The 24,157-nt window shown below is 48.3% G+C and carries 21 protein-coding genes; 8 read left to right on the top strand and 13 right to left on the bottom strand.

Going from position 1 to position 24,157, the window contains the following annotated elements; all coding sequences use genetic code 11:
• Positions 1–40 precede the first annotated feature (40 nt).
• The 3 genes from LZG94_RS24685 to LZG94_RS26430 all read right to left on the bottom strand — a co-directional run bounded on the left by LZG94_RS24685 (position 41) and on the right by LZG94_RS26430 (position 2,606).
• Positions 41–1,285: an amine oxidase gene (locus tag LZG94_RS24685; protein ID WP_233794331.1), complete on the bottom strand. Its 1,245-nt coding sequence runs from the start codon at positions 1,283–1,285 to the stop codon at positions 41–43.
• Positions 1,275–2,351, bottom strand: a complete 1,077-nt coding sequence (locus LZG94_RS24680) for a glycosyltransferase (RefSeq protein ID WP_233794330.1) — start codon at positions 2,349–2,351, stop codon at positions 1,275–1,277. Before LZG94_RS24680 ends, LZG94_RS24685 begins: the two co-directional genes overlap by 11 nt.
• A 123-nt stretch (positions 2,352–2,474) precedes the next feature.
• Positions 2,475–2,606, bottom strand: coding sequence for a hypothetical protein (locus tag LZG94_RS26430; protein ID WP_255700713.1), 132 nt, complete (start codon positions 2,604–2,606; stop codon positions 2,475–2,477).
• 99 nt (positions 2,607–2,705) lie between these two features.
• On the opposite strand from LZG94_RS26430, the gene LZG94_RS24675 reads away from it, so the two are divergent.
• The 4 genes from LZG94_RS24675 to LZG94_RS24660 all read left to right on the top strand — a co-directional run bounded on the left by LZG94_RS24675 (position 2,706) and on the right by LZG94_RS24660 (position 5,708).
• The gene (locus LZG94_RS24675) at positions 2,706–3,251 is read left to right on the top strand and encodes a ferritin-like domain-containing protein (protein ID WP_233794329.1); all 546 of its coding nucleotides are present in this window, start codon (positions 2,706–2,708) and stop codon (positions 3,249–3,251) included.
• A gap of 213 nt (positions 3,252–3,464) precedes the next feature.
• Positions 3,465–3,920, top strand: a complete 456-nt coding sequence (locus LZG94_RS24670) for a hypothetical protein (protein WP_233794328.1) — start codon at positions 3,465–3,467, stop codon at positions 3,918–3,920.
• 47 nt (positions 3,921–3,967) lie between these two features.
• Positions 3,968–4,693: a DUF3784 domain-containing protein gene (locus LZG94_RS24665; protein ID WP_233794327.1), complete on the top strand. Its 726-nt coding sequence runs from the start codon at positions 3,968–3,970 to the stop codon at positions 4,691–4,693.
• Positions 4,694–4,802: 109 nt separating this feature from the next.
• Complete coding sequence (locus LZG94_RS24660; RefSeq protein WP_233794326.1) at positions 4,803–5,708, top strand: SDR family oxidoreductase; 906 nt, start codon at positions 4,803–4,805, stop codon at positions 5,706–5,708.
• A 75-nt stretch (positions 5,709–5,783) separates the two neighbouring features.
• On the opposite strand, the gene LZG94_RS24655 is transcribed toward LZG94_RS24660, so the two are convergent.
• Positions 5,784–6,173, bottom strand: a complete 390-nt coding sequence (locus LZG94_RS24655) for a hypothetical protein (protein WP_233794325.1) — start codon at positions 6,171–6,173, stop codon at positions 5,784–5,786.
• Between the two features lie 144 nt (positions 6,174–6,317).
• Here LZG94_RS24655 and LZG94_RS24650 point away from each other — a divergent pair, with 144 nt between their 5' ends.
• Both LZG94_RS24650 and LZG94_RS24645 read left to right on the top strand, forming a co-directional pair.
• Positions 6,318–7,961, top strand: coding sequence for a sensor histidine kinase (locus LZG94_RS24650; RefSeq protein ID WP_233794324.1), 1,644 nt, complete (start codon positions 6,318–6,320; stop codon positions 7,959–7,961).
• Entirely contained in the window at positions 7,958–8,704 is a 747-nt protein-coding gene (locus LZG94_RS24645; RefSeq protein ID WP_233794323.1) for a LytTR family DNA-binding domain-containing protein, read from the top strand. Before LZG94_RS24650 ends, LZG94_RS24645 begins: the two co-directional genes overlap by 4 nt.
• A 31-nt stretch (positions 8,705–8,735) precedes the next feature.
• Here the strand turns inward: LZG94_RS24645 and LZG94_RS24640 are convergent, their stop codons facing one another.
• The 6 genes from LZG94_RS24640 to LZG94_RS24615 form a co-directional block, all read right to left on the bottom strand.
• Positions 8,736–9,467 carry a thioredoxin domain-containing protein gene (locus LZG94_RS24640; protein ID WP_233794322.1) on the bottom strand — a complete coding sequence of 244 codons (732 nt, stop codon included), beginning with the start codon at positions 9,465–9,467 and terminating at the stop codon, positions 8,736–8,738.
• 97 nt (positions 9,468–9,564) lie between these two features.
• Positions 9,565–10,974 carry a sulfatase gene (locus LZG94_RS24635; protein WP_233794321.1) on the bottom strand — a complete coding sequence of 470 codons (1,410 nt, stop codon included), beginning with the start codon at positions 10,972–10,974 and terminating at the stop codon, positions 9,565–9,567.
• A gap of 157 nt (positions 10,975–11,131) precedes the next feature.
• Positions 11,132–12,610: a sulfatase gene (locus LZG94_RS24630; protein ID WP_233794320.1), complete on the bottom strand. Its 1,479-nt coding sequence runs from the start codon at positions 12,608–12,610 to the stop codon at positions 11,132–11,134.
• 94 nt (positions 12,611–12,704) lie between these two features.
• A complete protein-coding gene (locus LZG94_RS24625; protein WP_233794319.1) occupies positions 12,705–14,234 on the bottom strand; it encodes a RagB/SusD family nutrient uptake outer membrane protein in 1,530 nt (509 codons plus the stop codon).
• A gap of 25 nt (positions 14,235–14,259) precedes the next feature.
• The gene (locus LZG94_RS24620; protein WP_233794318.1) at positions 14,260–17,307 is read right to left on the bottom strand and encodes a TonB-dependent receptor; all 3,048 of its coding nucleotides are present in this window, start codon (positions 17,305–17,307) and stop codon (positions 14,260–14,262) included.
• Between the two features lie 56 nt (positions 17,308–17,363).
• Positions 17,364–19,010: an arylsulfatase gene (locus LZG94_RS24615; RefSeq protein ID WP_233794317.1), complete on the bottom strand. Its 1,647-nt coding sequence runs from the start codon at positions 19,008–19,010 to the stop codon at positions 17,364–17,366.
• 284 nt (positions 19,011–19,294) lie between these two features.
• Here LZG94_RS24615 and LZG94_RS24610 point away from each other — a divergent pair, with 284 nt between their 5' ends.
• Positions 19,295–19,618, top strand: coding sequence for a DUF1778 domain-containing protein (locus LZG94_RS24610; RefSeq protein ID WP_233794316.1), 324 nt, complete (start codon positions 19,295–19,297; stop codon positions 19,616–19,618).
• Positions 19,599–20,096, top strand: a complete 498-nt coding sequence (locus LZG94_RS24605; protein ID WP_233794315.1) for a GNAT family N-acetyltransferase — start codon at positions 19,599–19,601, stop codon at positions 20,094–20,096. The genes LZG94_RS24610 and LZG94_RS24605 overlap by 20 nt, the downstream gene beginning before the upstream one ends.
• Positions 20,097–20,191: 95 nt before the next feature.
• Here LZG94_RS24605 and LZG94_RS24600 read toward each other — a convergent pair whose 3' ends face one another.
• The 3 genes from LZG94_RS24600 to LZG94_RS24590 all read right to left on the bottom strand — a co-directional run bounded on the left by LZG94_RS24600 (position 20,192) and on the right by LZG94_RS24590 (position 24,155).
• On the bottom strand, positions 20,192–22,840 hold the full coding sequence (locus LZG94_RS24600; protein ID WP_233794314.1) for an ABC transporter permease: 2,649 nt from the start codon (positions 22,838–22,840) through the stop codon (positions 20,192–20,194).
• A complete protein-coding gene (locus tag LZG94_RS24595) occupies positions 22,837–23,175 on the bottom strand; it encodes a PadR family transcriptional regulator (RefSeq protein WP_233794313.1) in 339 nt (112 codons plus the stop codon). Before LZG94_RS24595 ends, LZG94_RS24600 begins: the two co-directional genes overlap by 4 nt.
• Before the next feature lie 230 nt (positions 23,176–23,405).
• A complete protein-coding gene (locus LZG94_RS24590) occupies positions 23,406–24,155 on the bottom strand; it encodes an esterase family protein (RefSeq protein ID WP_233794312.1) in 750 nt (249 codons plus the stop codon).
• Positions 24,156–24,157 lie beyond the last annotated feature (2 nt).

Here is a 24,157-nt window from a genome sequence, read left to right as displayed (position 1 = left end):
ATAGTTGGTTGATGATATAATAAGTGACACATTTCTAAAATTATGCCAGCAGGTAGCCTGATGGAACCTCTGATGCGCCCTCTATCTCCATTTTTCTGCTCCTTAATGTGAGCTCGATAAGCCGCTGACTTTCCGCCAGCGCAACTGCCGATTCTGTGTGCAATACCCTCGCGTGTCTTTCCGAAAAATCGTTGTCCCACAAACCTGCCTGGTGCCAGATATGAAGATTATCCCAATCGGGGCGGTCGATAACCGGGTAGAGGCAAACGCCCAGGATCGGCGCGCCGCGGTTGATCAGCTCTGCACATTGTGCCGCGATCATTCTAATCCAGATAGGTCGGTCTTCCTTCGGGTGACTCGTTTCGGAGATCACGAAGGGTTTATCGTACCGCAGGTAAGCGGCTTCCAGCATGTCGGCCAGTTCTTTCCACCTCGGATCGTTCACTTCATCATTCCAGCCCAGGAACTGGTAGCTGCCCACGATCCACTGGTTATTGTAGTAATAATTAAATCCTAAAATATCGAGCAGGTCCATACTCCCGCCTAGTTCCGGGCAGATCTTCCCACAAAGCATATCGACGGACTGAAACTGCTGCTCGTTTTCCAATGAAGCCGCGAGTAAATCGTCCAGTGTCGGATCAAGTACGGGCACCATATTGACGAGCGGCTCGGTGGTGAGTATCCTTACATGGTCGCTCATTTCTTTCATCGCCCTTGCCCCCGCGATATATGCTTTCATCAAGGCATACTTCACATTCCATCCGTTTCGCTGGCAGTAAGGCGAAGTGCCCGCTACCTCTCCCCCCAGCCAGGAAAGAAAGCTCACTTCATTCACCGGAGTAACGAAAAACACTTCACCAGGAAAATTGGCGGTATAAAATGCAACAAACGCCTTGCAAAGCGCCACGAAACGCGGCGTAAAATGAGGGTGTAAAGGGGTAAGGTCTGCTGGAAACCCGAAATGGCAGATATCCCAGATTTGCTGTACGCCATTCATTTTCCCTGCTTTCATCATCCATAACACAGCGGAAAAGTCGTAGTGATACGGCTTGTATTCCACAGTGCTCCACCTGATCCCTTCACGCACCGTCCTCATACCCAGCGAGCTAAGCCGTGCATAATCCTCATTGATCAATTCCAGATGCCCGGTAACTTCCAAAAGGTCCACGCGGTCGCCGCTGGAATTAAGCTGGTCCGTGCATTCGAACCCTCCCATCCAGAATGTACGGAATGGGCTGTTCTGCGTTTGAAAATGTGTATTTCGTGCGTAATCGTCAGCTGGCATTTTTCAATTCTCTCGTTAATACAACTGCCTTATCCTTTCTCGTCGCGGCCAGCATTAATGCCGCCATGGATGCATAGGTATCTTCCCATGATTTGTCGGCAAGATATTGATCCACTGATTCGAGCCAGTCCGGATTATCCAGATTTCCCAACTCGTATTCAATAGCCGAAATGAAAGTTTCCGCATCGTCGCCAATGCTCACCAGTCCGAGTTTTGCATACGGTAATACCACATCCCTGATCGGTGTCGACACGACCGGTCTTCCAGCCGCCAGGTATTCCGGTGTTTTGGTTGGACTGATAAATTTGGTGGATTCATTAAGCAAAAATGGGATCAGAGCCACATTCCAACCGGACAGGTAGGAAGGCAATTCCTGGTATTTTTTCGAACCGAGATAATGAATATTATCGGCAACCGGAAGCAATGCAGGGTCTATTTTAACTACTGGCCCGATCAGCATAATTTGCCAGTCTGGTCTGCGAGCAGCAATTTCCCTGATCAGTTCCTGATCAAACCGCTCATCGATCACACCATAGAAACCGAGTTTGATACCTGCGACTTTCGCCTGGTCCGCCGGCTCGGTAAGTACAACCCTTGCCGACTGGAAATGCTCTTTTTCAATGCTGCTTGGGAACGGGTGAATGTTCGAATGACTGTTTTTCTTAGCCTCGTAAAGCGTAACACCGCCTGTGAAAACAATATCAGCTTTTGCGAGCAGCTGCTGTTCCAGCTCCCGGATCCCGGCCGGAGCAAATTTGAAAGCCGACAGTTCATCCATGCAATCGTACACTAGCAGGTCCGGCTTGAAGGTTTTCGAAAATTCAAAAGCCATCGGCGTGTAATACCAGAATACAAAGTTGGTGCTGCCACGGTCTTCAAAGAAGGACGCAAGCAATTCCCTCATAATCTCATTAGACTGTTGGTGTGTGCAATCTGCCGGTAAATGCGGCACACAGACCGATAGTCCGGGAAGCTTTTTTTCAAACTGAATGTAAGGTCTGTCAGTCGCATCAAAAAATGGTTCTTCCAGAAAAAAAACGTTTCCGTTCTTAGCGAAGCGCGTCATTAAGTGTTGCGGACGTTGAAAGACGAAATCCCACCTCAGGTGGGAAAAACATAGCAAATCTTGCTGTAAGTTGATGCCCATATCGATTGTGCCAAAATAAAAATTGACACGGATAGATAAGAACTATGCCAGCGTTAAAAGTGCACTTACACGCTTAATACAAAGTAAATTGGGGAACAGCTTTCCAATTCCGGGATCAGCTGCCGGCGCGGCTGCCTCGCGCATTTCCACGCGTGTATTAGTGCGACTGTTCATCCCAGCCCGACCCACTTGCAAAATATGTGCTGGTACAAAATTTTTAGAAGCGGCGGCAGTGGAAATTTTCCAGAACTCAAAACTTTACAAACTGAAATCATGAAAACGACTAAAAGCAAGACCAAAGCCACAAAACAAATTACTGAACAAGATAGCGCGAAGCTGAAAGAACTGTTCGTTGATGGACTGAAAGACATTTACTGGGCTGAAAAAAACCTGGCAAAGGCATTGGTTAAGTTGTCCAAAAATGCAACTTCCGAAGAATTGAAATCAGCATTCGAATTGCACACTGAGCAAACTCAACAACATGCAGCAACTTTGGAGCAGGTTTTTGAGATTGTAGGGGAAAAAGCGCAGGCTAAAAAATGTGCTGCAATGGAAGGCTTGATCGAGGAAGCTAACGAGATCATCGAAAGCACAGATAAAGGCACGATGGTGCGTGACTGCGGCTTGATCATGGCAGCCCAAAAAGTGGAACACTACGAAATCGCTTCGTACGGTACCCTTAGAAATATCGCCCGTACACTCGGTTACGAAGAAGCAGCTACCCTATTGCAACAAACGTTGGATCAGGAAGGCGAAACCGATCATATCCTGACCGAATTGGCAGAAAGCTATGTAAACGAAGAAGCCAGCGCAGAGTAATTTCCGCAGGTTTAATACACAAAAAAGCTGGCGACCATCGGGTCTTGCCGGCTTTTTTGTTCTTAAGATGTGATCGCCCGCATTTGAATCAATGATCATTCTCATAAAACGGAGCTGCTTCACGTCACTTTTTTACTTGTCCGCGGAATCTAGCTTTGTGAAAAAGTAATCTTTATCCCGACAACCAAAACCGCCAGCGCTGCAAACCAAAATATGAAAATCTCTCCCGTACTAATTGGCCTGTCCCTGCTTGTACTCACTGCCTGTAACTCCGGCCCGACCGAAAATTCAGCGATCAATACGAAAACCTCTGAATCCGACAGCACCTTCAATCTCTGCTATGCATCTTTTGTGCAAAAGGATACGGTATTGTTTAATGCGTTGATGTTCGGGGATAGTATCAAAGGCAGTCTCGGCTACAAGCTTTATGAAAAGCAGCAGAATAATGGAATGTTATTGGGGAAAATGCAGGGCGACACGATCTGGGGACTATATACTTTCATGGCCGCCGATTCGCAGTTTATCAACGAAGTAACTTTCTTAAAGAAAGATACGCTGTTGGTAGAAGGCCTGGGCAACCGGGTATTTAAAGACGGGAAATTCGTTTTTGACGACAAAGCCAGCGTACGCTACGACGGAGTGAAACTGGCGAAGAGCAAATGTAAATAAGCCCGAAATCCCTGGGAGTGCTGCATACTTTTTAGTATTTTGTTGCTATGATCCTCATCGCACTCATCCTCTCTGTCGTATTCGGTTCCATAGGTTTTCTTGTGACCGAAAAAAATGCAAGGTACAGTCTGTCCGGCTATAACACGATGTCGGAACAGGACCGGCAACAATTTGATATTGTTTCCTACATCAGGCTGTTTAAACAATTCCACCTTACGCTGGCCGCGACATTATTTATCGGCGTTTGTCTGCTGAGCCTCATCGATAATAACTGGGCAAGCATATTCATGACCGTATATCCATTGGTCGCATACCTATATTTTCTGGTCAAAACGGCAGCTTATAACAAAGGAAAATCGGGTCAGAAAGCGGGGAGCTACATTGCGGGCACCGTGCTGGTAGTGGTAATTGGCACCCTGCTGTTCACCAGTTTCAAAGATTACAAAAGCAGTGAATTAAGGCTGAATGCAGATAAACTGGCGATCGAAGGCTCATTTGGAATAAAAATCAATAGAAAGCAAGTTGAAGAGCAACAACTTGTTGACCGCATCCCCGAGATCTCTTACAAAGAGAATGGATTTGCGGCGGGTGATTATGCCAAAGGCAGGTTCAGGACCAAAGACGGAAGAACAGTCTGGCTCTTTGTCAATAAAAAAGCCAGCCGTTTTCTGTGGATCAAAAGTGCGCAGGGTGATATCTTTTACAGCCACGATCAAATGGATATGCAGACACTGAGCCGGAACATCGAACAGTGGATCGCTGGCAACAATTGATACCAGCCCAGATTCAGCGGCACTTTTTTCCCGGTCCGCGCCGATTCTGGAACTGTTTTTGTAGACTGCTGCGGTTTTGAAAGTATGAATTCTTCGAAACCTATTAACAATGGAAAATCAACAGACCAACGACTCTGGCATGCAAAATCCAGAAGAAAAATATCCGGTACCACCTTTTCCCGAACAAAAACAAACTCCTCCCGGCACAGAAGGAGAACTCCGCCCCAAGGCAGATCACGGTGAGGAGTCTTACAAAGGCTCCGGCAAGCTCGCCGGTAAAAAAGCAGTGATAACCGGAGGCGATTCCGGAATAGGAAAAGCAGTCGCGATCGCATTTGCAAGAGAAGGCGCCGATGTACTGATCAGCTACCTCAGTCCGGTTGAGGACGAAGATGCCCGCGATACCGCCTCTTATGTAGAACAGGCTGGACAAAAGGCAGTTCTGATCCGGGGAGATATTAGTAAAGAGGCCCATTGCAAGGAAATAATCGAAAAAGCGGTCGCTGAATTCGGGCAGATTGACATTCTGGTGAATAACGCGGCCTTCCAAATGGCGCGGAAAACTTTGCAGGAAATCCCGTCGGAAGAGTGGGAATATACATTCGCAGTAAATATTCACGCGATGTTCTACCTCTGCAAAGCCGCAGAGCCGCATATGAAACCAGGAAGCAGCATTATCAATACGACTTCCGTCAATGCGTATTCCCCAACGCCGCTGCTCCTGCATTATGCTGCGACGAAAGCTGCGATCCAAAATTTCTCGGCAAATCTTGCGCAGATATTGCTTGAAGGTGGAAAAGGGATCCGCGTGAATGCAGTTGCCCCCGGCCCGATCTGGACGCCCCTCATCCCGTCGACTATGCCGGAGCCGGAAACATTCGGAGAGAACACGCCAACCGGCAGAGCAGGCCAGCCCGCCGAAGTTGCTCCCGCCTACGTGTTCCTGGCAAGTGAGGAAAGTAGTTACGTATCAGGTGCTACGCTGCCCGTTACCGGCGGCAGGATCACCATTTGATGTGGAAAAGCCGGGGATATCATATTTGAATATCCCCAGTTTTTGTTATTAATCCACCCACCGGCAGAAATTAACTTATTTGTCACTCGTGCTTTTCAAAGCCCACCAGATCAGTACCGGCTGAAAGAACAACCGGACAAAACGCTTCCTATCGGTATCCAGCCCGAATGCATCGCGGTGGTTGACCAGCTGGGCGATGTTACCCGGAAACACCGCAGTAAAAAATGCCGCCGCCGCCTGCCCTACCCGCTGCCGGTATTCCTTTGGCGCCGCGATCAGCGCACTGCCCATCGCGATTTCCGCAATGCCCGAATAGACAACGGTATCATCCTTTTTGAGCGGAACGAAATCCGGCACCTGCGCCTGAAATTCCTTTCTCGCAAAAGTAAGGTGACTAATTCCCGCATAAACCAGGCTCGCCCCCAGCAATACCCGCGCGACTGTTTTAATATCCTGTTCTTTCATGATTTTTTGTTTGGAAGAGAAAGAACAAATATTGTTCCGTGTACTTGCATTTACATTTCACACAGTAATTACCGACAGTTACACACTCCTATAAGCGATTCTGGTTTGGCAGACACAATTTTGCCCGAACTAATCCCAGAAAATATGAAAAAGAAAAAGTTTCTGCTGCTGTTTTTACTGCTGATCCTACTTTTCCCAGCCCGCGCCCAGGTACTTGTACTTGACGAGAATCTGAATCGGTTTCTGATCAATGAACGCAGCAATAAACCTCGTCTCGACCTGATCGTACAAAGATTTACAGATTTCGAAAAGAATGAGATGAGTAAAAAAGCGTTGCTGGATACAATTACGAAACCTACATTTAGGAATACTGAAAAGGGCTATGAAGTCCGGGCAAATCGGCTGGCTGAAAAAATGACGCTGGTGATCCGAAACCCGAAAGCGTTGCCGGAGGGTTACCTGCTCAAAATCGATAATAGTAACATGGTATATCAGGAAGAAAAGCCCAGTGAAATAGCCTTTTATAATTTCGGCGGTGAACAATGTGCGGCTACATTTCCACTACCATTTGGCCCCGATACGGTTACTATTTCACTGGAAGACAAAAATGAAAGGCTTATTTCAAAACTTACTATTCTTTACACTTACCCTACTCCCGAGCTATTTTATATCACCATTGCCCCTCACCCCGATGTAGACCAGAGTGACACGACAGGACTTCGCAAATTCCTGCATTATTACAATCAGGTACCAACGAAGTTTTCGGCTCCAAATGCTGTGCCTGATAGTCTGGTAATTGCCGAAGCGGAGTTGTATTTCGGCTTTAAAAAGGCTTATTACGATGGTAAAATCAGGGAAACTCGGGTAATGTACAGATTTAAGAACGGCAAGTTTTCTGGGAGTCTGCCGGCTCCAAACCCGAGCATTTTCTTACAGCACACCAGCGGCGACTGGAACTGGCTGATTGACGGAAAGTATAAGTTAGAGTATTCATACAGCTGGTCCGGCGCAAATGCCGGGCAATATGATTTTCGGATCGACCATCACTGGGCTGCGAGTATTATGTACAATCTGAAAGGATTTCTCTGGCTCATTCCAATGGTATTAATGACCAGGCTTTGGCTGACTGCATTACTTGTAGCCGCGTTTATATACTTTAATTTCAGGAAGCGATTAAAGAAGGAACGCACGCTGGCAAAAAAGACGAATCTCGAACTGCAAGCTATTCAGGCTCAGCTAAATCCCCACTTTGTATTCAATGCACTCGGCTCACTTCAGGGATTGATCAACAAACAGGAAATTGAAACAGCAAACTCGTATCTAACAGATTTCAGCAGGCTGCTGCGTAGTACCCTCAACAATTCGGGAAGAGAAATGGTACAGCTCTCGGTGGAAATAGGGAATCTCGAAAATTATATTAAACTGGAACAAATGCGGTTTGGCTTTGACTACAAACTGACTGGGAATGAAGACATTAAAAATATGCAGGTAGAACTCCCTTCGCTATTGATCCAGCCTATTATTGAAAATGCGATCAAACATGGGATAGCCCAGCTTGGCAGTAACGGAAAGCTCGAAGTTACATTCGAGCAGCACTCAAAAGACCTGATCGTTACGGTTAAAGACAATGGAAAAGGTTTTGACGCGACTCAGAACTTTAAAGGAAAGGGCCTTAATTTGACCCGCGAACGCATTAAGCTACTCAACAAACAGAAATTCCGCATTAGTATGGATTTTCAAAACGACAACGGCACATTGGTTTCAGTACACTTTACAGACTGGCTATGATGCGCGCGATCATCATTGACGATGAGGTTAATAATATAGATAACCTACGGGCACTGTTGGAAAAGTATTGCCCGGAAGTAGATATTTTGGGAACTGCATTAAATGCCGACAGCGCCGAGGAACTCATAGCCCGAATATCGCCTGACCTTCTTTTTCTGGATATTCAAATGCCAGAAAAGAATGGATTTGAGCTGCTTAAATCACTTTCAAACTATCATTTTGAAGTGATTTTTGTGACAGGCTTTGACCAGTATGGTATTCAGGCAATCCGGTTCTCTGCTATTGATTATCTGTTAAAACCAATCAGTCACACCGAATTGCAGGCGGCCGTAAAACGGGCAGAAGATAAGATCGGGAGCAAAAAGCAGAATGCTCAGCTCGAAAATTTAATGAAATTGCTGATCGACGAAAGGCGCACGACGGAGCACCGTATTGGTTTGTCTTCGGCAAAGGAAACGCGTTTTGTGAAGACTTCGGAGATTGTGCGCTGTCTGGCAGAAAATAATTACACGCTCTTTTTCCTAAAAGACGGCGAGCAGATACTGGTTTCGCGTCCTATGTTTGAATTTGATGAACTGCTGTCGGGTTACGGGTTTCTGCGCTGCCACCATTCACACCTTGTGAACCGGGCATTTATTAAAAGTCTGATCAAGGAAGACAGCGGGTATTTGTTGATGGAAGGCGGTTTCAAAGTCCCCGTTTCCCGCCTGAAAAAAGACTATATAAGATTGGCGCTCAGGTGAAAGAACCCGAGCGCCATTTTGCAATTTCAGCTTATCTAATGGACAAATGCTGGCTTTCCAGTACCTTCTCGATTTCAGCTTTGGAAGCGCCGCCTTTTTTCTGCCACACGATCTCGCTGCCTTTGTAGAGGATTAGTGTCGGCAGGCCTACTACGCCCAGTTCTTTTACCAGACTTTTGTTTTCGTAAGCTTCGATTTTAACCACTTTTACATTTGCCGCGTGCTCGGTTTTGATGGAGTCGATCGTGGGATCGAGGCGCTTGCAGCTGCCGCAATAGCGCGAGCCGAAATCGACCAGCACCAGTTTCTCGCTTTTTAACGAAGCCTGATATTCTTCCAGAGAAAGTCCCTTACCTGTGGTGGAAACGACCGGCCGGCCGAGTCCGATCCATTTGCTCAAACCGCCCGGCACTTCGGTAACATCCTTGAAACCAGCCTCCCGAAGCTGCTTCGCCAGCGTTCCGCTACGTCCGTTCCCGATCGAATAGATAAATACGGGCTGTTCTTTATTCAGCTTTCCGCCCTCTTTTGCAAAATCTTCTTTATTGGCAATATTAAAATTAACGGCCCTTTCCAGGTGATTTTGTGCATATTCTTCCGGAAGACGCGCGTCCAGGATCTGGGCGTTTTTACCCGCCGCTTTCAATTTCTCCTCAAAAGCATCGAAGGTCAGCAACTCTCTCTTTTTAGCCTGCTGCGCAAAGGAAGCAGTCGACAAAACGGCCGCCATAAACAGCACAATAAACAATCTCAGGTTTTTCATAAGTATGGTTTTTTAAATGGTGATTCTTATTTGGGGCGGCCCGCGTAGGGAAGATGGAGGATGGAGGAAGGAGGGATGGAGGAAGGAGGAAGGTGCTTTACGGGGCGATTGGGAGGGGGAGGTAATCGCGGTTTACGATCATCCATTCCTGTAAGCGGCTTTTCAGCTCGTGCTCTATTTCTTTTACTTCCGCAGTTCCGGCCAGGTTATTGGTTTCAAATGGATCTCTCTCTTCGTCGTATACTTCGAACATCTTCCGGCGGTCAGCGAAAAGGAGTTTATCGAAAGGCTCCTCCAATGTTCCTTCCAAATGCTTTTGTTTTAAATCCAGCCAGAAAGGTTGACCCGCGAAGTCTACCGGATGATAAGGTATCTGCCAGATCGCATTATAGATCAGCTTGTACTTTTTGTTGAAAATCGTCCGACCGAGATCGAAGTTCGAAGAGTTGGTCGGCAAGCCCTGCCCGTGTGCGCCACGGACTGCAAATGCGAAATCATGACCGGCAAAGGCGGCATTCTGAAATGCAGGAGCGACGCTGATACCCGTGATTTCCTTTGGCACAGCCAAACCGGCCACACCAAGGAATGTCGGCGCGAGGTCGATGCCAGATACCAGCGCGTCGGTTACCTGTCCTGCCTTGATCAGCCCCGGGTGGCGCATGATCAGCGGCACATTCAGCCCGAGATTGTAGAGGGTACCTTTGCCGCGGATCAGCGCGCCGCCATTATCGCCGATGAAAACGACAAGCGTATTTTGGTCTAGCCCGCGCTTTTTCAGGTCTTCCAGCACTTTGCCCACGTCACTGTCGAGCCGCTGGATTTCTCCGAGATAGGCCGCAAAATCTTCACGCAACAATTTCGTATCCGGCCAATGCGCGGGAACGGAGATCTTTTGCGGATCAGGTTCAAAATTTTTGGCATTAAAAACCCTGTGCGGGTCACTGTACCCTACCTGCACGAAAAACGGTTTTCCTTTCGGTACCTGGTTCAGAAACTCGGAGTATTGCTGGAAGATCGTGTCCCGGTTACCCGACGTTTTAAGGAAGTCTACCCTGTTTCTAAAAGTTTCCAGCCCATATTTTTCCAGAACTGCGACTGTTTCAGGAACCCTCCTGTTTCCGTCCAGATGAAAGCTGCGTCCCAGGATCCCGGTATGATACCCTCCTTTGCGGAGCAGCTCGGGATAGGAAGTTACCGACGCGTCGAGCGGCGCGGAGAAGCGCGTCATCTGAATATCCAGCGTATTGCGCCCCGACATAATAGCCGCCCGCGACAGCACGCATTGCGGGGCAGTTGTGAAGGCTTTTTTAAAGATAATCCCCTCCTGCGCCAGCTTGTCGATATTAGGTGTTTTAATCTCAGGATAGCCATAACATCCCAGAAATGGTGCACTATGATCGTCGGAAACGATCAGGACAATATTGGGTTGCTGCGCCTTCTTCTTCTGGGCCCAGGCAGCAGGGTGCAGTAAAAGCGCCAGCGTGATTGATGTTATAAGTTTTATCATGTTTTGTAGATGTTTATGTGCAGTTCGCGGTTTGCGGTTTGCGGTTCGGCTGCGCTCACCGTGACAGGTTGTTTGCAGTTCGGCTGCGCTCACTGTGACAGGTTGTTTGCGGTTCGGCTGCGCTCACTGTGACAGGTTGTTTGCGGTTCGGCTGCGCTCACTGTGACAGGTTTTGGTTAGTGGTCCTCTTCGGCCGCACGTATTTCCCTCTTTCATCGAGTGGCCGCGGGTCGGCGTAGGTTGGGTTGGTGTAGCCGGTTGCCTGTTCCTGTTTGGCGAGTTCACCTTGCAGTTGCTTTTTCAGCTTTTCGCCTTCTTTGGTATTGTGTAAATTTTTTGATTCGCCTGGGTCGCTGCTCAGGTCGTACAGCTCCGACCAGCCTTCCTCGCCGGGGTATAGGATCAGCTTGCTTTTCTCGGTCCGGATCGCTTTAATCGTCGGTACTGCGAAGCTGTTCTCATAGAAATACTCGTAGAGAAACGAGGTCCGCCAGTCTTTCGCTTTGTCTTCGACCAGCGGCACCCAGCTTTTCCCCTGGAAAGATTTCGGCGCGGCTACTCCTGCCAGATCCAGCAACGACGGCGCAGCATCCAGGTTCAGCACGATTTTGTCGACCTTCTTTCCTTTCGGAAAACGGGCGGGATAGCGTACCAGCAGCGGAATGCGGATCGACTCTTCATAAGCCGCGCGCTTGTCGCCCAGGCCGTGCTCACCGAAGAAAAATCCGTTGTCACTCGAAAAAATGATCACCGTATTCTGGTCGAGTTTCAGTGAATCGAGCGTTTCCAAAACCCTTCCAACATTTTCATCAACTCCTTTCAGCGCACCGAAGTAATTCCTGATCTTCTGGTCATTGTTTTCGGTCCAGGATCCCCCTTTTGGCTGCGCAGCATTGTTATTATTGTTATTGTTTCTTCTTTCGGTGTGGATCTGATCTTTGTAAGGGAATACCGCATTTTCGTTTTCCGGCTCTGTGAGTTTTACTTTGGCATAAGTCTCCTGGTGACGCACCGGCGGCTGGAAAGGCCCGTGCCCGGACTTGAATGCGAGCGTGACCAGAAAAGTCCTGTCCTTATTTTCGCGGATATAATTGATTGCATTGGTGGTAGAAACATCATCGACCCAACCCTGACTCGGTTCGGCTTTTCCATTGATTTCGATCGGGCAATCGAAGTATTTACCCTGCCCTACAAAACTCGCGGAATAGTCGAAACCCGGCCTCTTACCCGTTTCATTACCCATATGCCACTTCCCGAAGAACGCCGTGGCATAACCTGCCTTACGCAGTTCGGTTGCGTAGGTTGCGGTGGTATCCGTAAGGCCTGTGTGGTTGTTGGCAATTCCGTTGAGGTGGTTGTACCGGCTGTTCAGCAATGTCGCCCGGCTTGGCGAGCAGAGTGAATTGATCACAAATGCATTGCGAAAGCGCACACCTTCGGTCGCCAGTCTGTCTAGATTTGGCGTTGAAAACCACGGAAATCTTGCTTTATCTCCCTGCTCCTGCTGCACTACGCTCAACGCATCAAAACGCTGATCGTCGGTATAAATAAAGATGATATTAGGCTTCGCAGGCGATTGGGCACGCGCGAAAAGCGCGAGGGCGACAAGTGTGGCGGAAAGAATGGATTTGAGCATAATATTTAAGTTATCTGGTTATTAAGGCATTACCGGTGTGGTCACCGGCAAATGTGCGTTGGCGCATGTTGTTGGTGACAACACCAACAATGGCTTACCACCCCGGATTCTGTTTTCCCTGCAACTTCGGATTGTTGTCAATTTCTTGCTGAGGCAATGGGTACAGATAGTGTTTTGGCTGTGCATTCGTCTTTCCTGCGGCGTGGAGCGATTTGATCAGGTATGCATCGGGGCCGGTAAGTGGCTTATAGCGGATCAGGTCGAACCAGCGGGAATATTCGAATACAAATTCGAGACGGCGGTCAATACGCAGCGAATCGCGGAACTGTGCCTGGGTGAGTCCGGGAACAAGGTTATCCAGACCAGCCCGGTTCCTTACTTTGTTGTAAGAAGCATAAGCCGCCGCAGTCGGACCGTCTTTCTCGTTAATAGCCTCCGCGTGGATCAGCAATACATCTGAAAACCGCAGAACCGGCATATTTGCGGCAGACTGGCCCAGATTTGCTGCCTGCGCCGGATCAAACCATTTATTGAAATGGGGGTTTGGTCTGATCTGTCCGGTAACTGGATCTTTCAAGGTCAACTGATAAGTCTGACCGTTTGACGGGCTTACTATGGAAGTAATAAAGCTCACGTCCCGCCGCTTGTCTTTTGCCGAAAACAGTTCATAAATCCCCGGCAGCGGCTGTTCTGCAAAATTCCCGTTCATGCCCGGGATACCCGTCGGTGCCGAGCGCATCGCCTGACCATTACCATGTGAGTCTGCATTAGATTCAAATTGTGCGGAGAAAATATGTTCGATCCCGTTTTTGTAAGCAGGCAAAAAGACGTGCGAATAATTTGTAAACAAACCGTAGCCAAATGGCCCTTCGATCACTTCTGCCGCTTTCGTAATTGCATTCGCATAATCGTAGCGGGTCAGGTATACTTTCGCAAGAAGCGATCTCGCAGCGCCTCCGGTAGCGCGTCCGGCATCGGCAGCTGTATATCTTGGTGCAGATCCAAAAGTATCGTTCGGCAGTCCGTGCGCGTCGGTGAGATCCTGGATAATTTGCTGATAAACCTGCTCGGCGGGCGTCCTTTCCACATAAAGTGCTTCCGGATTGAGCGAAGTAGTTTCGTGCAAAACGAGCGGAACGTCGCCGTACAGGCGCACCAGATTGAAGTAATATAAGGCACGCAAAAACTTGGCTTCCAGTACCAGGCGGTTTTTCAGCGCTTCGTCCATCTGGATCGCAGGGATTTTATCGATCGCGATATTGGCGCGGTTGATCGCGTCGTAATGCTGCTGCCAGATCTCACGCACGCGCACGCCGGTCGAGGAATGGGAAAGTACAGATTGTGAGCGCACATCGGCATTGGTCGCGCCGGGCCCCGGCTGCACGTCGTCGCTCATCATATCCATTCCTGTCGAGAAAAGTACGTGATAAGGGGTTTGTCCGGAAGCATTAAGACGGAAATAAATCGCATTCACGCTGGCTATCGCGTCGGCCTGGGTTTTGAAAAACTGGTCGGAAGAAACGAAGGATTTCGGCGCTTCATTCAGGTCGACGCAGGAAGTCAATGCAAATTGCACAAGCCCTGCCAATAGGATAGATCTGAAAGTATTGGTATATTTTTTCATATAAATGCACTTGAAATCGCTGTGACTAGAATGTAAGGGTTAGGCCGCCGAGGAATGTTTTATTGGCCGGATATACCCCATTATCAACACCTTGCGTGAGGGTAGCTTGCTCGTTTCGGCTCACTTCGGGATCGTAGCCCGTGTATTTGGTCCACGTTACCAGGTTTTGCGCGGTTACATACAGGCGCAGCTGGCTGATACCGATCTTACCCGTGATTGTTGCCGGCAGCGAGTAACCCAGACTCAGATTTTTAAGGCGCAAATATGAACCGTCTTCGATAAACCGGTCTGAAACAGTAACTGCCGGGTTTTCAATCGCGCGGTGGATCACATTACTTGGATTAGTCGGTGTCCAGCGATCGAGCATTGTTGTAGATGCATTGATGTAGCCGGTACCCATTTCCAGGTTCGCCTGGTTGGCATTGTACACCTTATTCCCCGACTGACCTTGCAGCAATACATTGAGATCGAACCCTTTGTAACTGAAATTGTTGGTTAGCCCAAACAAAAACTTAGGCTGCGCATTCCCCACGATCACGCGGTCGTGCGCCTGGGTGATCGTTCCGTCGGGCACACCGGCAGGCCCGCTGACATCTACGTATCGTTGACTACCCGCGCGGTCATTTACATTGAATTTGGGAAGTGTAGCCAGATCGTCGCCCGTCTGGAAGATTCCAGCCTCTTTCAGAACTAAAAATGAACCGATCGGCGAGCCTACCTGCGCGATGGAATTGCCCGAGATCACCTGCGTCACGCCCGGTCCGAGGCTCAGTACTTTATTTTTATTTGTGGAAAAAACAAAATCCGTTGTCCACCCAATTTCACCCTCACTATTTACAGTATTGACCGATAGCTCAATTCCTTTGTTTTCTACACTTCCGTAGTTTTGAAATGCATTCGCATATCCGGTCGTATAAGGAAGCGGCACGTCGAGCAGCAGGTCGGACGTTTTCTTGTAATACGCGTCCAGCGTGACGTTAATGCGGTTTTTGAACAAACCTAAATCAAGACCGGCGTCGTACTGGGCAGTTTGCTCCCAGCCCAGGTTCGGATTGGCGATACTATTTGGCGCATAACCCGCAACGAGTTTTCTGCCGAACAAATAGCTGTAATAGGATTCCTGCGCGAGCGAAGTATAAGGTGCAATCTCCTGATTACCAGTGATCCCACCACTCAAACGCAGCTTCAAATTGCTGATATCCTTCACATTTTTGATAAAATCCTCCCTGCCCAGGTTCCACGATAGTGCCGCAGAAGGGAAAAATCCCCACTTATTATCATTTCCGAGACGCGACGAACCGTCGGCGCGGGCTGTAACAGTCAGGTTGTATTTCTGGCGAAAAGTGTAATTGACCCGCCCCAGATACGAAAGCAGCGTCCATTTGAAGTAATTGGAAGACGATTGCTGAAAAGTGGTCCCACCGCCCAGGTTGTGGTAGCCAAATTCATCGGTCACGAAAGTAGCAGCTCTCGCCACCGTGTTTTCGGTTGTAGAAGCCTGCTGCGTGATACCCACTACCGCGTCGAGCGCGTGGTCCGGGCTGAAAGTTTTGTTATAGCTTAATGTGTTCTCATTCAGCCAGCCGATGGTGTTTTTGTTCCCAATTGTCGCCTGACCGCCAATACCTGCGCCTTCTTGCAACGAGGCGGGCAGATAGCGGTTTTGTTTGTTGATTAAAATGTCGGTTCCTATCGAAATCTTAGCTTTTAGCCCGTCTGCGATCTGATATTCTCCGTAGGCATTTCCAAATCCTCGGTAAATGTGCGTTTCGTTGACCTGTAAATATAAAGTCGCGATCGGATTGGCGAGCGGGCTGTCGTAAATACTGCGCAATGTAAATCCGTTAGCCGAAGTAGGGTCGTAGATCGGCATCGTCGGCGGCATTTGCAGCAGGTTCGGTACCACATTTTCCGGCGCTACATTTGCAGACGATTTACTTCCTGAAAAATTGATCCCCATTTTAAACCGCTTGCTCATATCGCGGTCGAGGTTAATGCGGAAAGAATAGCGTTCGAAATCCGATTTTTGCAGGATACCATCCTGTTTGAAATAGTTACCCGAAACTGCGAAACGCGTTTTATCATCGCCCCCCGAAAACGACAGACTGTGGTTTTGAATAGCCGCCTGCCTGAAAGCCGCGTCCTGCCAGTCGGTACCCACACCCGGCTGACCAAGACTGTCAATTTCCGCCTGCGAGACTGCGGGCGCTTTTTTGGAATCGAGCAATGCATCGTTTTTCAGCAAAGCCCATTGTTGTGCATTCAGGAGCGGCAGGGTTTTGAGCACTTTTTGAACCCCATAATAACCGTCGTAGGTGATCACATTCTTGCCGGCTTTTCCTTTTTTGGTAGTGATGATCACAACCCCATTTGCCCCGCGTGAACCGTAAATAGCTGTGGCGGAAGCGTCTTTCAGAATATCGATAGACTCAATATCACTGGGGTTCAATGTGGAAAGTGCATTGATAGTCGGGCCGTTCGTTACCCCTGCATCCGCATAGCTGTTGTTGTTATACACCGGAAAACCATCGATCACATACAGCGGCTCATTTGCGCCGTTGATCGAATTCCCACCCCTGATTTTAATACTGACAGAACTTCCCGGCTGCCCGGAAGATTGCGTAACCTGCACACCGGCGGCCCTTCCCTGCAACGCACGGTCGAGTGAGCTGATCGGGACACCTTTCAGATCTCCTGTGGAAATCGACGAAACAGAACCGGTCAGATCACCTTTTTTCTGGGTACCATACCCAATTACCACTACCTGATCGAGCACATTGGCCGTTTTCAAAACCACGTCGATCGGCTCCCCGGCCAGTTCGTATATCTCAACTTCCTGCTGCTGGTAACCTGTGAGATTGATCTGTAATGTGAATGGAAAATCCTTGGGAGCGGGTATTTCAAATTTCCCGTCCACGTCAGAAACCGTGTATTTCGAGGAGCCTTTTTGAACGACGGTTGCGCCGGGAAGCGACTGGCCGCTGTCGTCTTTTATCAACCCGCTGACAATATCCTGAGAACGTACCGTCCCCACACCCAGCAGAAGCAGGGCAAATACTAAAAATCGTTTCATTAAATTTCCTTAGATGAGTAATAAATGCATTAACGTACCTGGCTATACGAACCAGCCTAGAATGTCGGCGGGCGGCGATCGGGGCGCGGCGCCTGCGATCCGATCGGGTTCTTCGGTTTGATCTTATCATATTCTACCACACCCGTGCGTTCCGCCCAGCGTACATAGTCCGCTGAAAGTTCGTTGACGATATCTGTCCGGCTGCCCGCAATGTCAGACGTTTCGCCCCGGTCTGTTTCCAGATCATACAACTCCCACTTGTAAGCCGGGTAAGTTGACACGATTTTCCATTTCCCTTTTCTTACTGCACGGTTTCCGGCGCGTTCCCAAAAGATCGGCTCGCCGCCACGATCCACCTCGTCCGCTTTTCCGGTCAGTACCGGCATCAGACTTTTTCCTGGCAATGCATTGGTTTTGATACCGTTGCTCGTCGCCGGGTAAGTTGCCTTCGCCAGATCGTAGAAAGTTGGCGCGAGGTCGATCAGGTGACCGGTACCTTTTACAATCGAACCGGCTTTGATCTGTTTTGGAAACCAGGCGATAAAAGGTGCGCTGATCCCGCCTTCGTGCATATTGTTTTTGTAAGCTGAATGCGGTGTATTGGATACATAAGCCCAGGGCTGATCTTGGTACACATACGATCCGGCCGAACCCGCAGGTCCTGTGTTGCGCTGCGGCTTGCGCGGAGAAGAGCCTGCATAACCGCCCTGCGCTCCGTTGTCAGAAATGAAGATGATCACGGTATTCTCATCTTTTTTCAATGCTTTCAGTTTTTCACGCAGCTTGCCAATATTCTGGTCTACCCGGTCCACCATAGCCGCATATATTTCCATTTTGCGTTCCCACAGCAATTTTTCATCGTAAGGAACATTTTCCCAGGGCGTTACTTCCGGGTCACGTTGCGCCAATGCCTGCTTTGGATCCGCAATCCCGATCGCTTTTTGTTTTTGCAGACGCTCTTGTCTGAGTGAGTCCCAGCCAATGCTGTACCGGCCTTTGTACTTGGCAATATCGGCCTCGTGGGCTTGCAGCGGCCAGTGCGGCGCGTTGAAGGCGAGGTATAAAAAGAATGGTTTCGGTGTTTTGCTCTGGTCTTCGATGAAGGAAATCGCGTGGTCGGTGATCTCGTCGGTCAGGTACTTGTCGGCTGGCAGGTTGATTCGTTTGTTATCTTCCACAAGCTCCACTTTCGGGCCTTTCCCGTATTTGCCGAGACCAAAATAGTTGCTTGCTCCATTGATAAAACCGTAAAAACGATCGAATCCACGCTGGTTTGGCCAGGCGAGACTATCATTCCCTACATGCCATTTTCCACTCAAAAGCGTGCTGTAACCCGCGCCGCGCAGTACCTCGCCGAAAGTAAGTGATTCCTTATTTAAATAGCCCTGATAGGCAGGCAGGCCCAGATTTACATTAAAATACCCTACCCCTGCTTTGTGAGGATATTGTCCGGTAATCAGCGAAGCGCGGGTTGGGGCGCAAATTGAATTATTATAAAACTCGCGGAAACGAATGCCTTCGCTGGCAAGCTGGTCAATATTGGGGGTTTTGATCTCGGAACCATAGGCACCAATATCTGAAAAACCAAGGTCGTCGACCATCACGAGGATAATATTGGGACGCTGGTCGGCTGCTGCTTTTTTCTGGGCATAAGCGCCTGACAAACCGAGCAGGGCAATGAGAGGTACTGTAAAAATTTTCATGAGTTAACCACAATCGTTTGAGCAATATCGATCCGTTATGGATTTTCATCCACAGGCGGAATTAATCTAAAAAATGCTTTCTAAAAACGATTCTGCTGGTGGTTAACAGAATATCCTATAAAACTGATAGACAAAGTAAAGTTTTAAAAATCGAAGAAAAAAGAAATTTGTTTGAAAAATGTGTTTTGGGGCGATAATAGGCGCTAATCAGTAATTAATACACTTTTCATTTGAAATATTGCTTTGTGCAAATTTGTATATGTACGTATTAAATCCGTACATTTATGGAGCTTACTCAAAGACATGAACAGGATATGAAAACATTAGTGAATGACCGCATCGATGTTCGGATCAGCCGGGAACATAAAGAACTTATCAAAACTGCATCAGAGATAAGTGGTTTTAAGAATCTCTCCGAATTCATTATTTTCTGCGCCAAGACGGAAGCGAACAGAATTATATCGGAGAATGATCAGTTTCTACGCTCTACCGAGGACAAGAAAATTTTTGTTGACGCTATATTGAATCCCCCCGCTCCCGGATCGCAACTGAAAAAGGCGCTGCTGAACTATGACAAATTTAACGGAGATGATCATAACAGATCTTAAAAATGAGCATATCAGGAAGGATTTTCAATGCGGGAATGAGTTGCTGAACAGGTATCTCGCGCAGCAGGCCAGGCAGGATGTGTCACGTGGATTATCAGCCTGCTTCGTATTAGCAGGCGAAAATCTTATCGTAAAAGGATATTACACACTTTCTTCCTGCTCGGACAAGCTGGAAAGTTTCCCCGAAGAACTTGCAAAAAGATTGCCCAAATCTTATAACAGTATTCCCACTACTTTACTGGGCAGATTAGCCTGCGATATCAGCGTTAAGGGCCAGCGCTACGGAGAAATATTACTCATTGACGCATTAAAAAGATCGTTGGAAACCACCACTTCAATTGGTTCACTGGCGGTTGTTGTCGATCCGATTGATGAACAGGCCCGGTCTTTCTATCAGAAATATGAATTCATAGAACTCGTAAATGGAACAAGAATGTTTTTACCAATGAAAACGATAAAGCGGTTGTTTGCGGAATGACCCCCTGCTTTGCTTTGCTAGTTACCCCCTGCCCCCTAAAAGGGGGTTCTACGTGTACTAAGCAAAACGCCCTTCAGGGGGCAGGGGGCAGGGGGTCACTCGCTGCGCAAACTCTTGACCGGATTCATCAGCGCGGCGCGGATCGATTGGAAACTTACGGTCACGAAGGCGACCAGCACTGCCAGCAAAGCGGCTTCCAGGAATATCAGCGCGCTAATACTGATGCGGTAGGGATAGTTTTGCAGCCATTTGGCAACTGAATAGTAAGCTAGCGGGAAGGCGAAGACGAATGAAATGCAGACCAGTTTCAGGAAATTTGCTGTGAGCAAACGAGCGATGCTGGCAATTGAGGCGCCCATTACTTTCCGCACTCCAATTTCTTTTGTGCGCCGCTCGGCAGAAAGTGTCGCCAGTCCGAAGAGTCCGATACAGGAAATAAAAATGGTGAGTGCGGTGCCGAAGAGCAGGATCTGCCGCCATTTTTCCTCCGCCTCATAGCGTTCCCTGTTTTCGTCGTCCAGAAATTTGTAAGTGTACGGATCCAGCGGAAACAGGCGGCGAAAGGTATTTGCTACGTGTTGAAGGCTTCCCGATTCGGTACCGGGCTTGATCTTGACAAAAAACCTCCCGTAGGAATTGCGCGCTTTCATAGTAAACAGCTGCGAGCCGATTTTTTCACTCAGATCGGCGTAATGATAGTCTTTCACAACACCCACCACCGCATATTTCTTATTGTTATCATACCAAAAATCAACAACCTGTCCGATCGGATCTTTCCAGCCCGCTTCTTTTACAAATGTCTCATTCACAAGGACCGAGGTGATAGAATCGGCAGGGAAATCGGCTGAAAAGTTGCGGCCTTTCAGAATGGGAACATCGATAATTGGCAGGAATTCGGGATCGACGGTCTCATAGGTGAAACCGATCTCTGTATTTCCATTCACCTTCGCCCGGGTGTTCCAGCGACCGCCGTTTTTGGGAGCCACAGCCAGCACATTCGGATCCTTTTGCAGTTCCTGCCGGAGTAAATGTGCCTGTTCGCGGGTAAGGTTTGATTTATTGACAGTCAGTAGATTATCGTCGCTGTAACCGAGGTCTTTATTGATCAGGTAGTTGAATTGGGAATTAATGGTAAGTGTGCCGATGATCAGGAAAGAAGCGATCGTAAACTGCAATACGACCAGGGAAGTCTGCATGTAATTCTTGCCTGAAAGCTGTATTCTGTTATAAAGTGTTTTGACAGGATTATAGCCCGACAGTATGATCGCCGGATAAAAGCCAGCAAGCAAGCCAGTCGTGAGGAAAAGCGCCAAATAGCCAAGGATCAGCTTGATATCAAACAAATAGGATAACGCGAGCGACTTATTTGCGAGCTCGTTGAATGTGGGTAATGTGACTTGAACCAACATGAGCGCGAAAATAAATGCAGCCAGACACAGCAGAAAAGATTCGCCCAGAAACTGCGCTACCAGCTGCATGCGGCCACCGCCCACCACTTTACGAACGCCAATCTCCTTCGCACGTTTCAGGGATCTGGCGACTGTGAGATTGACGAAATTGATACAGGCTATTAAAAGAATAAAAAGCGCAATACCTGTCAGAATGTAAGATAGTTGTGGGTTGTTGTGACCGGTTAACCCATTGTTGGCGGGCAAATCGGTACTCAGGTGCATGTCGGTAAAAGGTTGGAGGGTATATTCTGTTTTGTTGTTCTCGCCATATTTCTCGGCGGCTTCTTTCATCGCTTCTTTGGCATCGGCGTTGTAAACTAAGTTCATCTTTTTCTCTACCAGACTTACATTTGAACCGCGATCCAGCAAGACGAAGGTGTTCAGGAACGTATTAAACCAGTTCATACCACGCTCCATTTCACCTTTTTTTGTCAGAAAGGGAACCAGGATTTCGAACTTGATAGAAGAATTCTGGGGAGATTTCCGGGTAACGCCGGTTACGGTATAAGGTTCAAACCGAGCGTCTTTATCGTAACTGTCCTTCATCAGCAGCGACTTTCCGAGCACATCTTTCTGCCCAAAATGTTTCATCGCCATTTCTTCCGATATCACCACCGATTTGGGTTCCCGCAGCGCAGTTTGCGGGTTACCACTCACGAATGGAAATGAGAACATGGAAAAGAATGCGGTATCTGCATGAAAAACCTCCTCGCTTTTGATCTCATTCCCCTTTTTAATATCGCTCTGAGTTCCCAGGAAGCGGACTGCAGCCCGGATCTCCGGAACGCCGGCCGCAAATTTCGGCCCCTGCAAAAACCCGGTGTTGCCCCCAACCCCTGTCTGCGCTCCGGCCGGAGAAATGAATCTGCTCGTGATACGGTAAATGTTCGGGTTATTGGAATGGAACTGGTCGTAACTCACTTCGTCTTTCGTATAAAGCAGGATCAGCATGGCAGCGGCGAGCCCGATGCTCAGGCCGGTTACATTGATCAGCGAGTAAACTTTACTTTGCGCCAGGGTCCTCCATGCAATTGTAAAATAGCTTCTTAGCATATCGTGGCTAATTATAGAGGTGTTTGGATAGGATGACTTTTGTCGTTTCATGTATCTCGGTTTTATAAAACCAATTGCCTCGCGCCAGTAAAGCAGCCGCGCCTTTCGCGCGCCGGATTTCCTGACTTTGAAATGAAATTCTTCATGCAAGTCGCCCAAAATGATTTCGATCAGGTGCGGCGCACAGATCCAGGATAGGATTTTATCCGCCCAAACCGGCGGCTGTGGTGTGTTTTTCATAGCTCTACCGCCAGTTTGAAAGGTTTGACGATTCTCGACCAGAGATTTTCACGTACTTCCCTGACCTGATGCAAGGTATTCTGTCCATAGGCAGTCACGGTGTAGAGCCGCTTCCTGCGTCCCCCACGTTCTGCTGTCGGTTCGCCCATCTCAGACTTCACCATTCCCTTTTCTTCGAGTCGCTGCAATGCGGAATGTACCTGATTCAAGCGCACTTCCCGTCCGGTTTGCCCGGCGATTTCGTGGCCAAGTACGACGCCGTAAGCACCGCCGTCGAGTGCGGCAACGGTTAACAACACTATTTCTTCAAACTCGCCCAGATAAGCCCTGTTCATATTCAATCATTAGATCCATATTTGCTGATCAAATACTTTGCCAGATTCCAGGAAGCAGTTCAAAACATTAACAATCAATTAATTAAGATAAATAACAATACTACAAAGTGTTCAGATCCGAACACTGATTGTTCGGATTTTTCTGTTGCTTCCAAGCGTGGAAGGTGTACGTTATCAATTAATAATAGCAGCGGAGGTGCAGTCTGTTTTAGATTAGCAAGGAACCCTAACTACAAGTAAAGCTTCACCATCTGACGCCAGTAGCGCGGCCGGTGGGCTTCTTCGTTCCAGATATAAAAATGGTGGGGTACCCCTATTGCATTCAGTGAAGCACTTAATTGCTCGTTGTCGGGCAGAAACGGATCGTCCCGCCCTATCACGATCGTGATATCCAGCTGCCTCAGCTGGTTGAGCAGCACTTCGTCAGTTATACCCGGAACGAAGCGGTTAGGCATGTTGAAATAAACATTTTCATCAAAGTACCCGTCGAAAAGGTCGTCGAAGAATGGGAGTGATTTGGTGAGATCATACCGGCCGCTCATACCTACGATCTTACTGAAAACGGTCGGATGTTTGAGTCCGATATTCACGGCGTGGAATGCGCCCAGGCTGCAACCGGTTACGGCTAGTTTTCCTTTTTTATTTCGCTTTCTGATAAATGGGACCACTTCTTCGAGGATATATTGCTCAAACTCCAGATGCCTGAGAATACGCTCTTGCGGCGGGATATCAGAATAAAAACTCTCCTTATCAATACTGTCAACACAAAATACCTGTACCTGCCCCGCCGCGATCTTTCCGCTCATCGCGTCAATGATCTTCCAGTTTTCCATATCGTAAAAACGGGCGGACCGGGTTGGGAAAAAGAGAACCGGCATTCCTTTCTTTCCAAAAACCAACATTTCCATATCTCTTTTCAGAGCTGGGCTATACCATTTCTGGTATTCGCGCTGGGACAGGGAAGGTGCTGAGGTAATCATCG

The organism is Dyadobacter sp. CY343, from assembly GCF_021390335.1.
GTDB lineage: Bacteria > Bacteroidota > Bacteroidia > Cytophagales > Spirosomataceae > Dyadobacter.
This window is presented reverse-complemented; position numbering and strand designations above follow the sequence as displayed.

Bases quoted from the DNA above. Each gene is read 5' to 3' on its own strand.
- LZG94_RS24685 (WP_233794331.1), bottom strand. From the start codon at position 1,285: ATGCCAGCTGACGATTACGCACGAAATACACATTTTCAAACGCAGAAC.
- LZG94_RS24680 (WP_233794330.1), bottom strand. From the start codon at position 2,351: ATGACGCGCTTCGCTAAGAACGGAAACGTTTTTTTTCTGGAAGAACCA.
- LZG94_RS26430 (WP_255700713.1), bottom strand. From the start codon at position 2,606: ATGAACAGTCGCACTAATACACGCGTGGAAATGCGCGAGGCAGCCGCG.
- LZG94_RS24675 (WP_233794329.1), top strand. From the start codon at position 2,706: ATGAAAACGACTAAAAGCAAGACCAAAGCCACAAAACAAATTACTGAA.
- LZG94_RS24670 (WP_233794328.1), top strand. From the start codon at position 3,465: ATGAAAATCTCTCCCGTACTAATTGGCCTGTCCCTGCTTGTACTCACT.
- LZG94_RS24665 (WP_233794327.1), top strand. From the start codon at position 3,968: ATGATCCTCATCGCACTCATCCTCTCTGTCGTATTCGGTTCCATAGGT.
- LZG94_RS24660 (WP_233794326.1), top strand. From the start codon at position 4,803: ATGGAAAATCAACAGACCAACGACTCTGGCATGCAAAATCCAGAAGAA.
- LZG94_RS24655 (WP_233794325.1), bottom strand. From the start codon at position 6,173: ATGAAAGAACAGGATATTAAAACAGTCGCGCGGGTATTGCTGGGGGCG.
- LZG94_RS24650 (WP_233794324.1), top strand. From the start codon at position 6,318: ATGAAAAAGAAAAAGTTTCTGCTGCTGTTTTTACTGCTGATCCTACTT.
- LZG94_RS24645 (WP_233794323.1), top strand. From the start codon at position 7,958: ATGATGCGCGCGATCATCATTGACGATGAGGTTAATAATATAGATAAC.
- LZG94_RS24640 (WP_233794322.1), bottom strand. From the start codon at position 9,467: ATGAAAAACCTGAGATTGTTTATTGTGCTGTTTATGGCGGCCGTTTTG.
- LZG94_RS24635 (WP_233794321.1), bottom strand. From the start codon at position 10,974: ATGATAAAACTTATAACATCAATCACGCTGGCGCTTTTACTGCACCCT.
- LZG94_RS24630 (WP_233794320.1), bottom strand. From the start codon at position 12,610: ATGCTCAAATCCATTCTTTCCGCCACACTTGTCGCCCTCGCGCTTTTC.
- LZG94_RS24625 (WP_233794319.1), bottom strand. From the start codon at position 14,234: ATGAAAAAATATACCAATACTTTCAGATCTATCCTATTGGCAGGGCTT.
- LZG94_RS24620 (WP_233794318.1), bottom strand. From the start codon at position 17,307: ATGAAACGATTTTTAGTATTTGCCCTGCTTCTGCTGGGTGTGGGGACG.
- LZG94_RS24615 (WP_233794317.1), bottom strand. From the start codon at position 19,010: ATGAAAATTTTTACAGTACCTCTCATTGCCCTGCTCGGTTTGTCAGGC.
- LZG94_RS24610 (WP_233794316.1), top strand. From the start codon at position 19,295: ATGGAGCTTACTCAAAGACATGAACAGGATATGAAAACATTAGTGAAT.
- LZG94_RS24605 (WP_233794315.1), top strand. From the start codon at position 19,599: ATGATCATAACAGATCTTAAAAATGAGCATATCAGGAAGGATTTTCAA.
- LZG94_RS24600 (WP_233794314.1), bottom strand. From the start codon at position 22,840: ATGAAAAACACACCACAGCCGCCGGTTTGGGCGGATAAAATCCTATCC.
- LZG94_RS24595 (WP_233794313.1), bottom strand. From the start codon at position 23,175: ATGAACAGGGCTTATCTGGGCGAGTTTGAAGAAATAGTGTTGTTAACC.
- LZG94_RS24590 (WP_233794312.1), bottom strand. From the start codon at position 24,155: ATGATTACCTCAGCACCTTCCCTGTCCCAGCGCGAATACCAGAAATGG.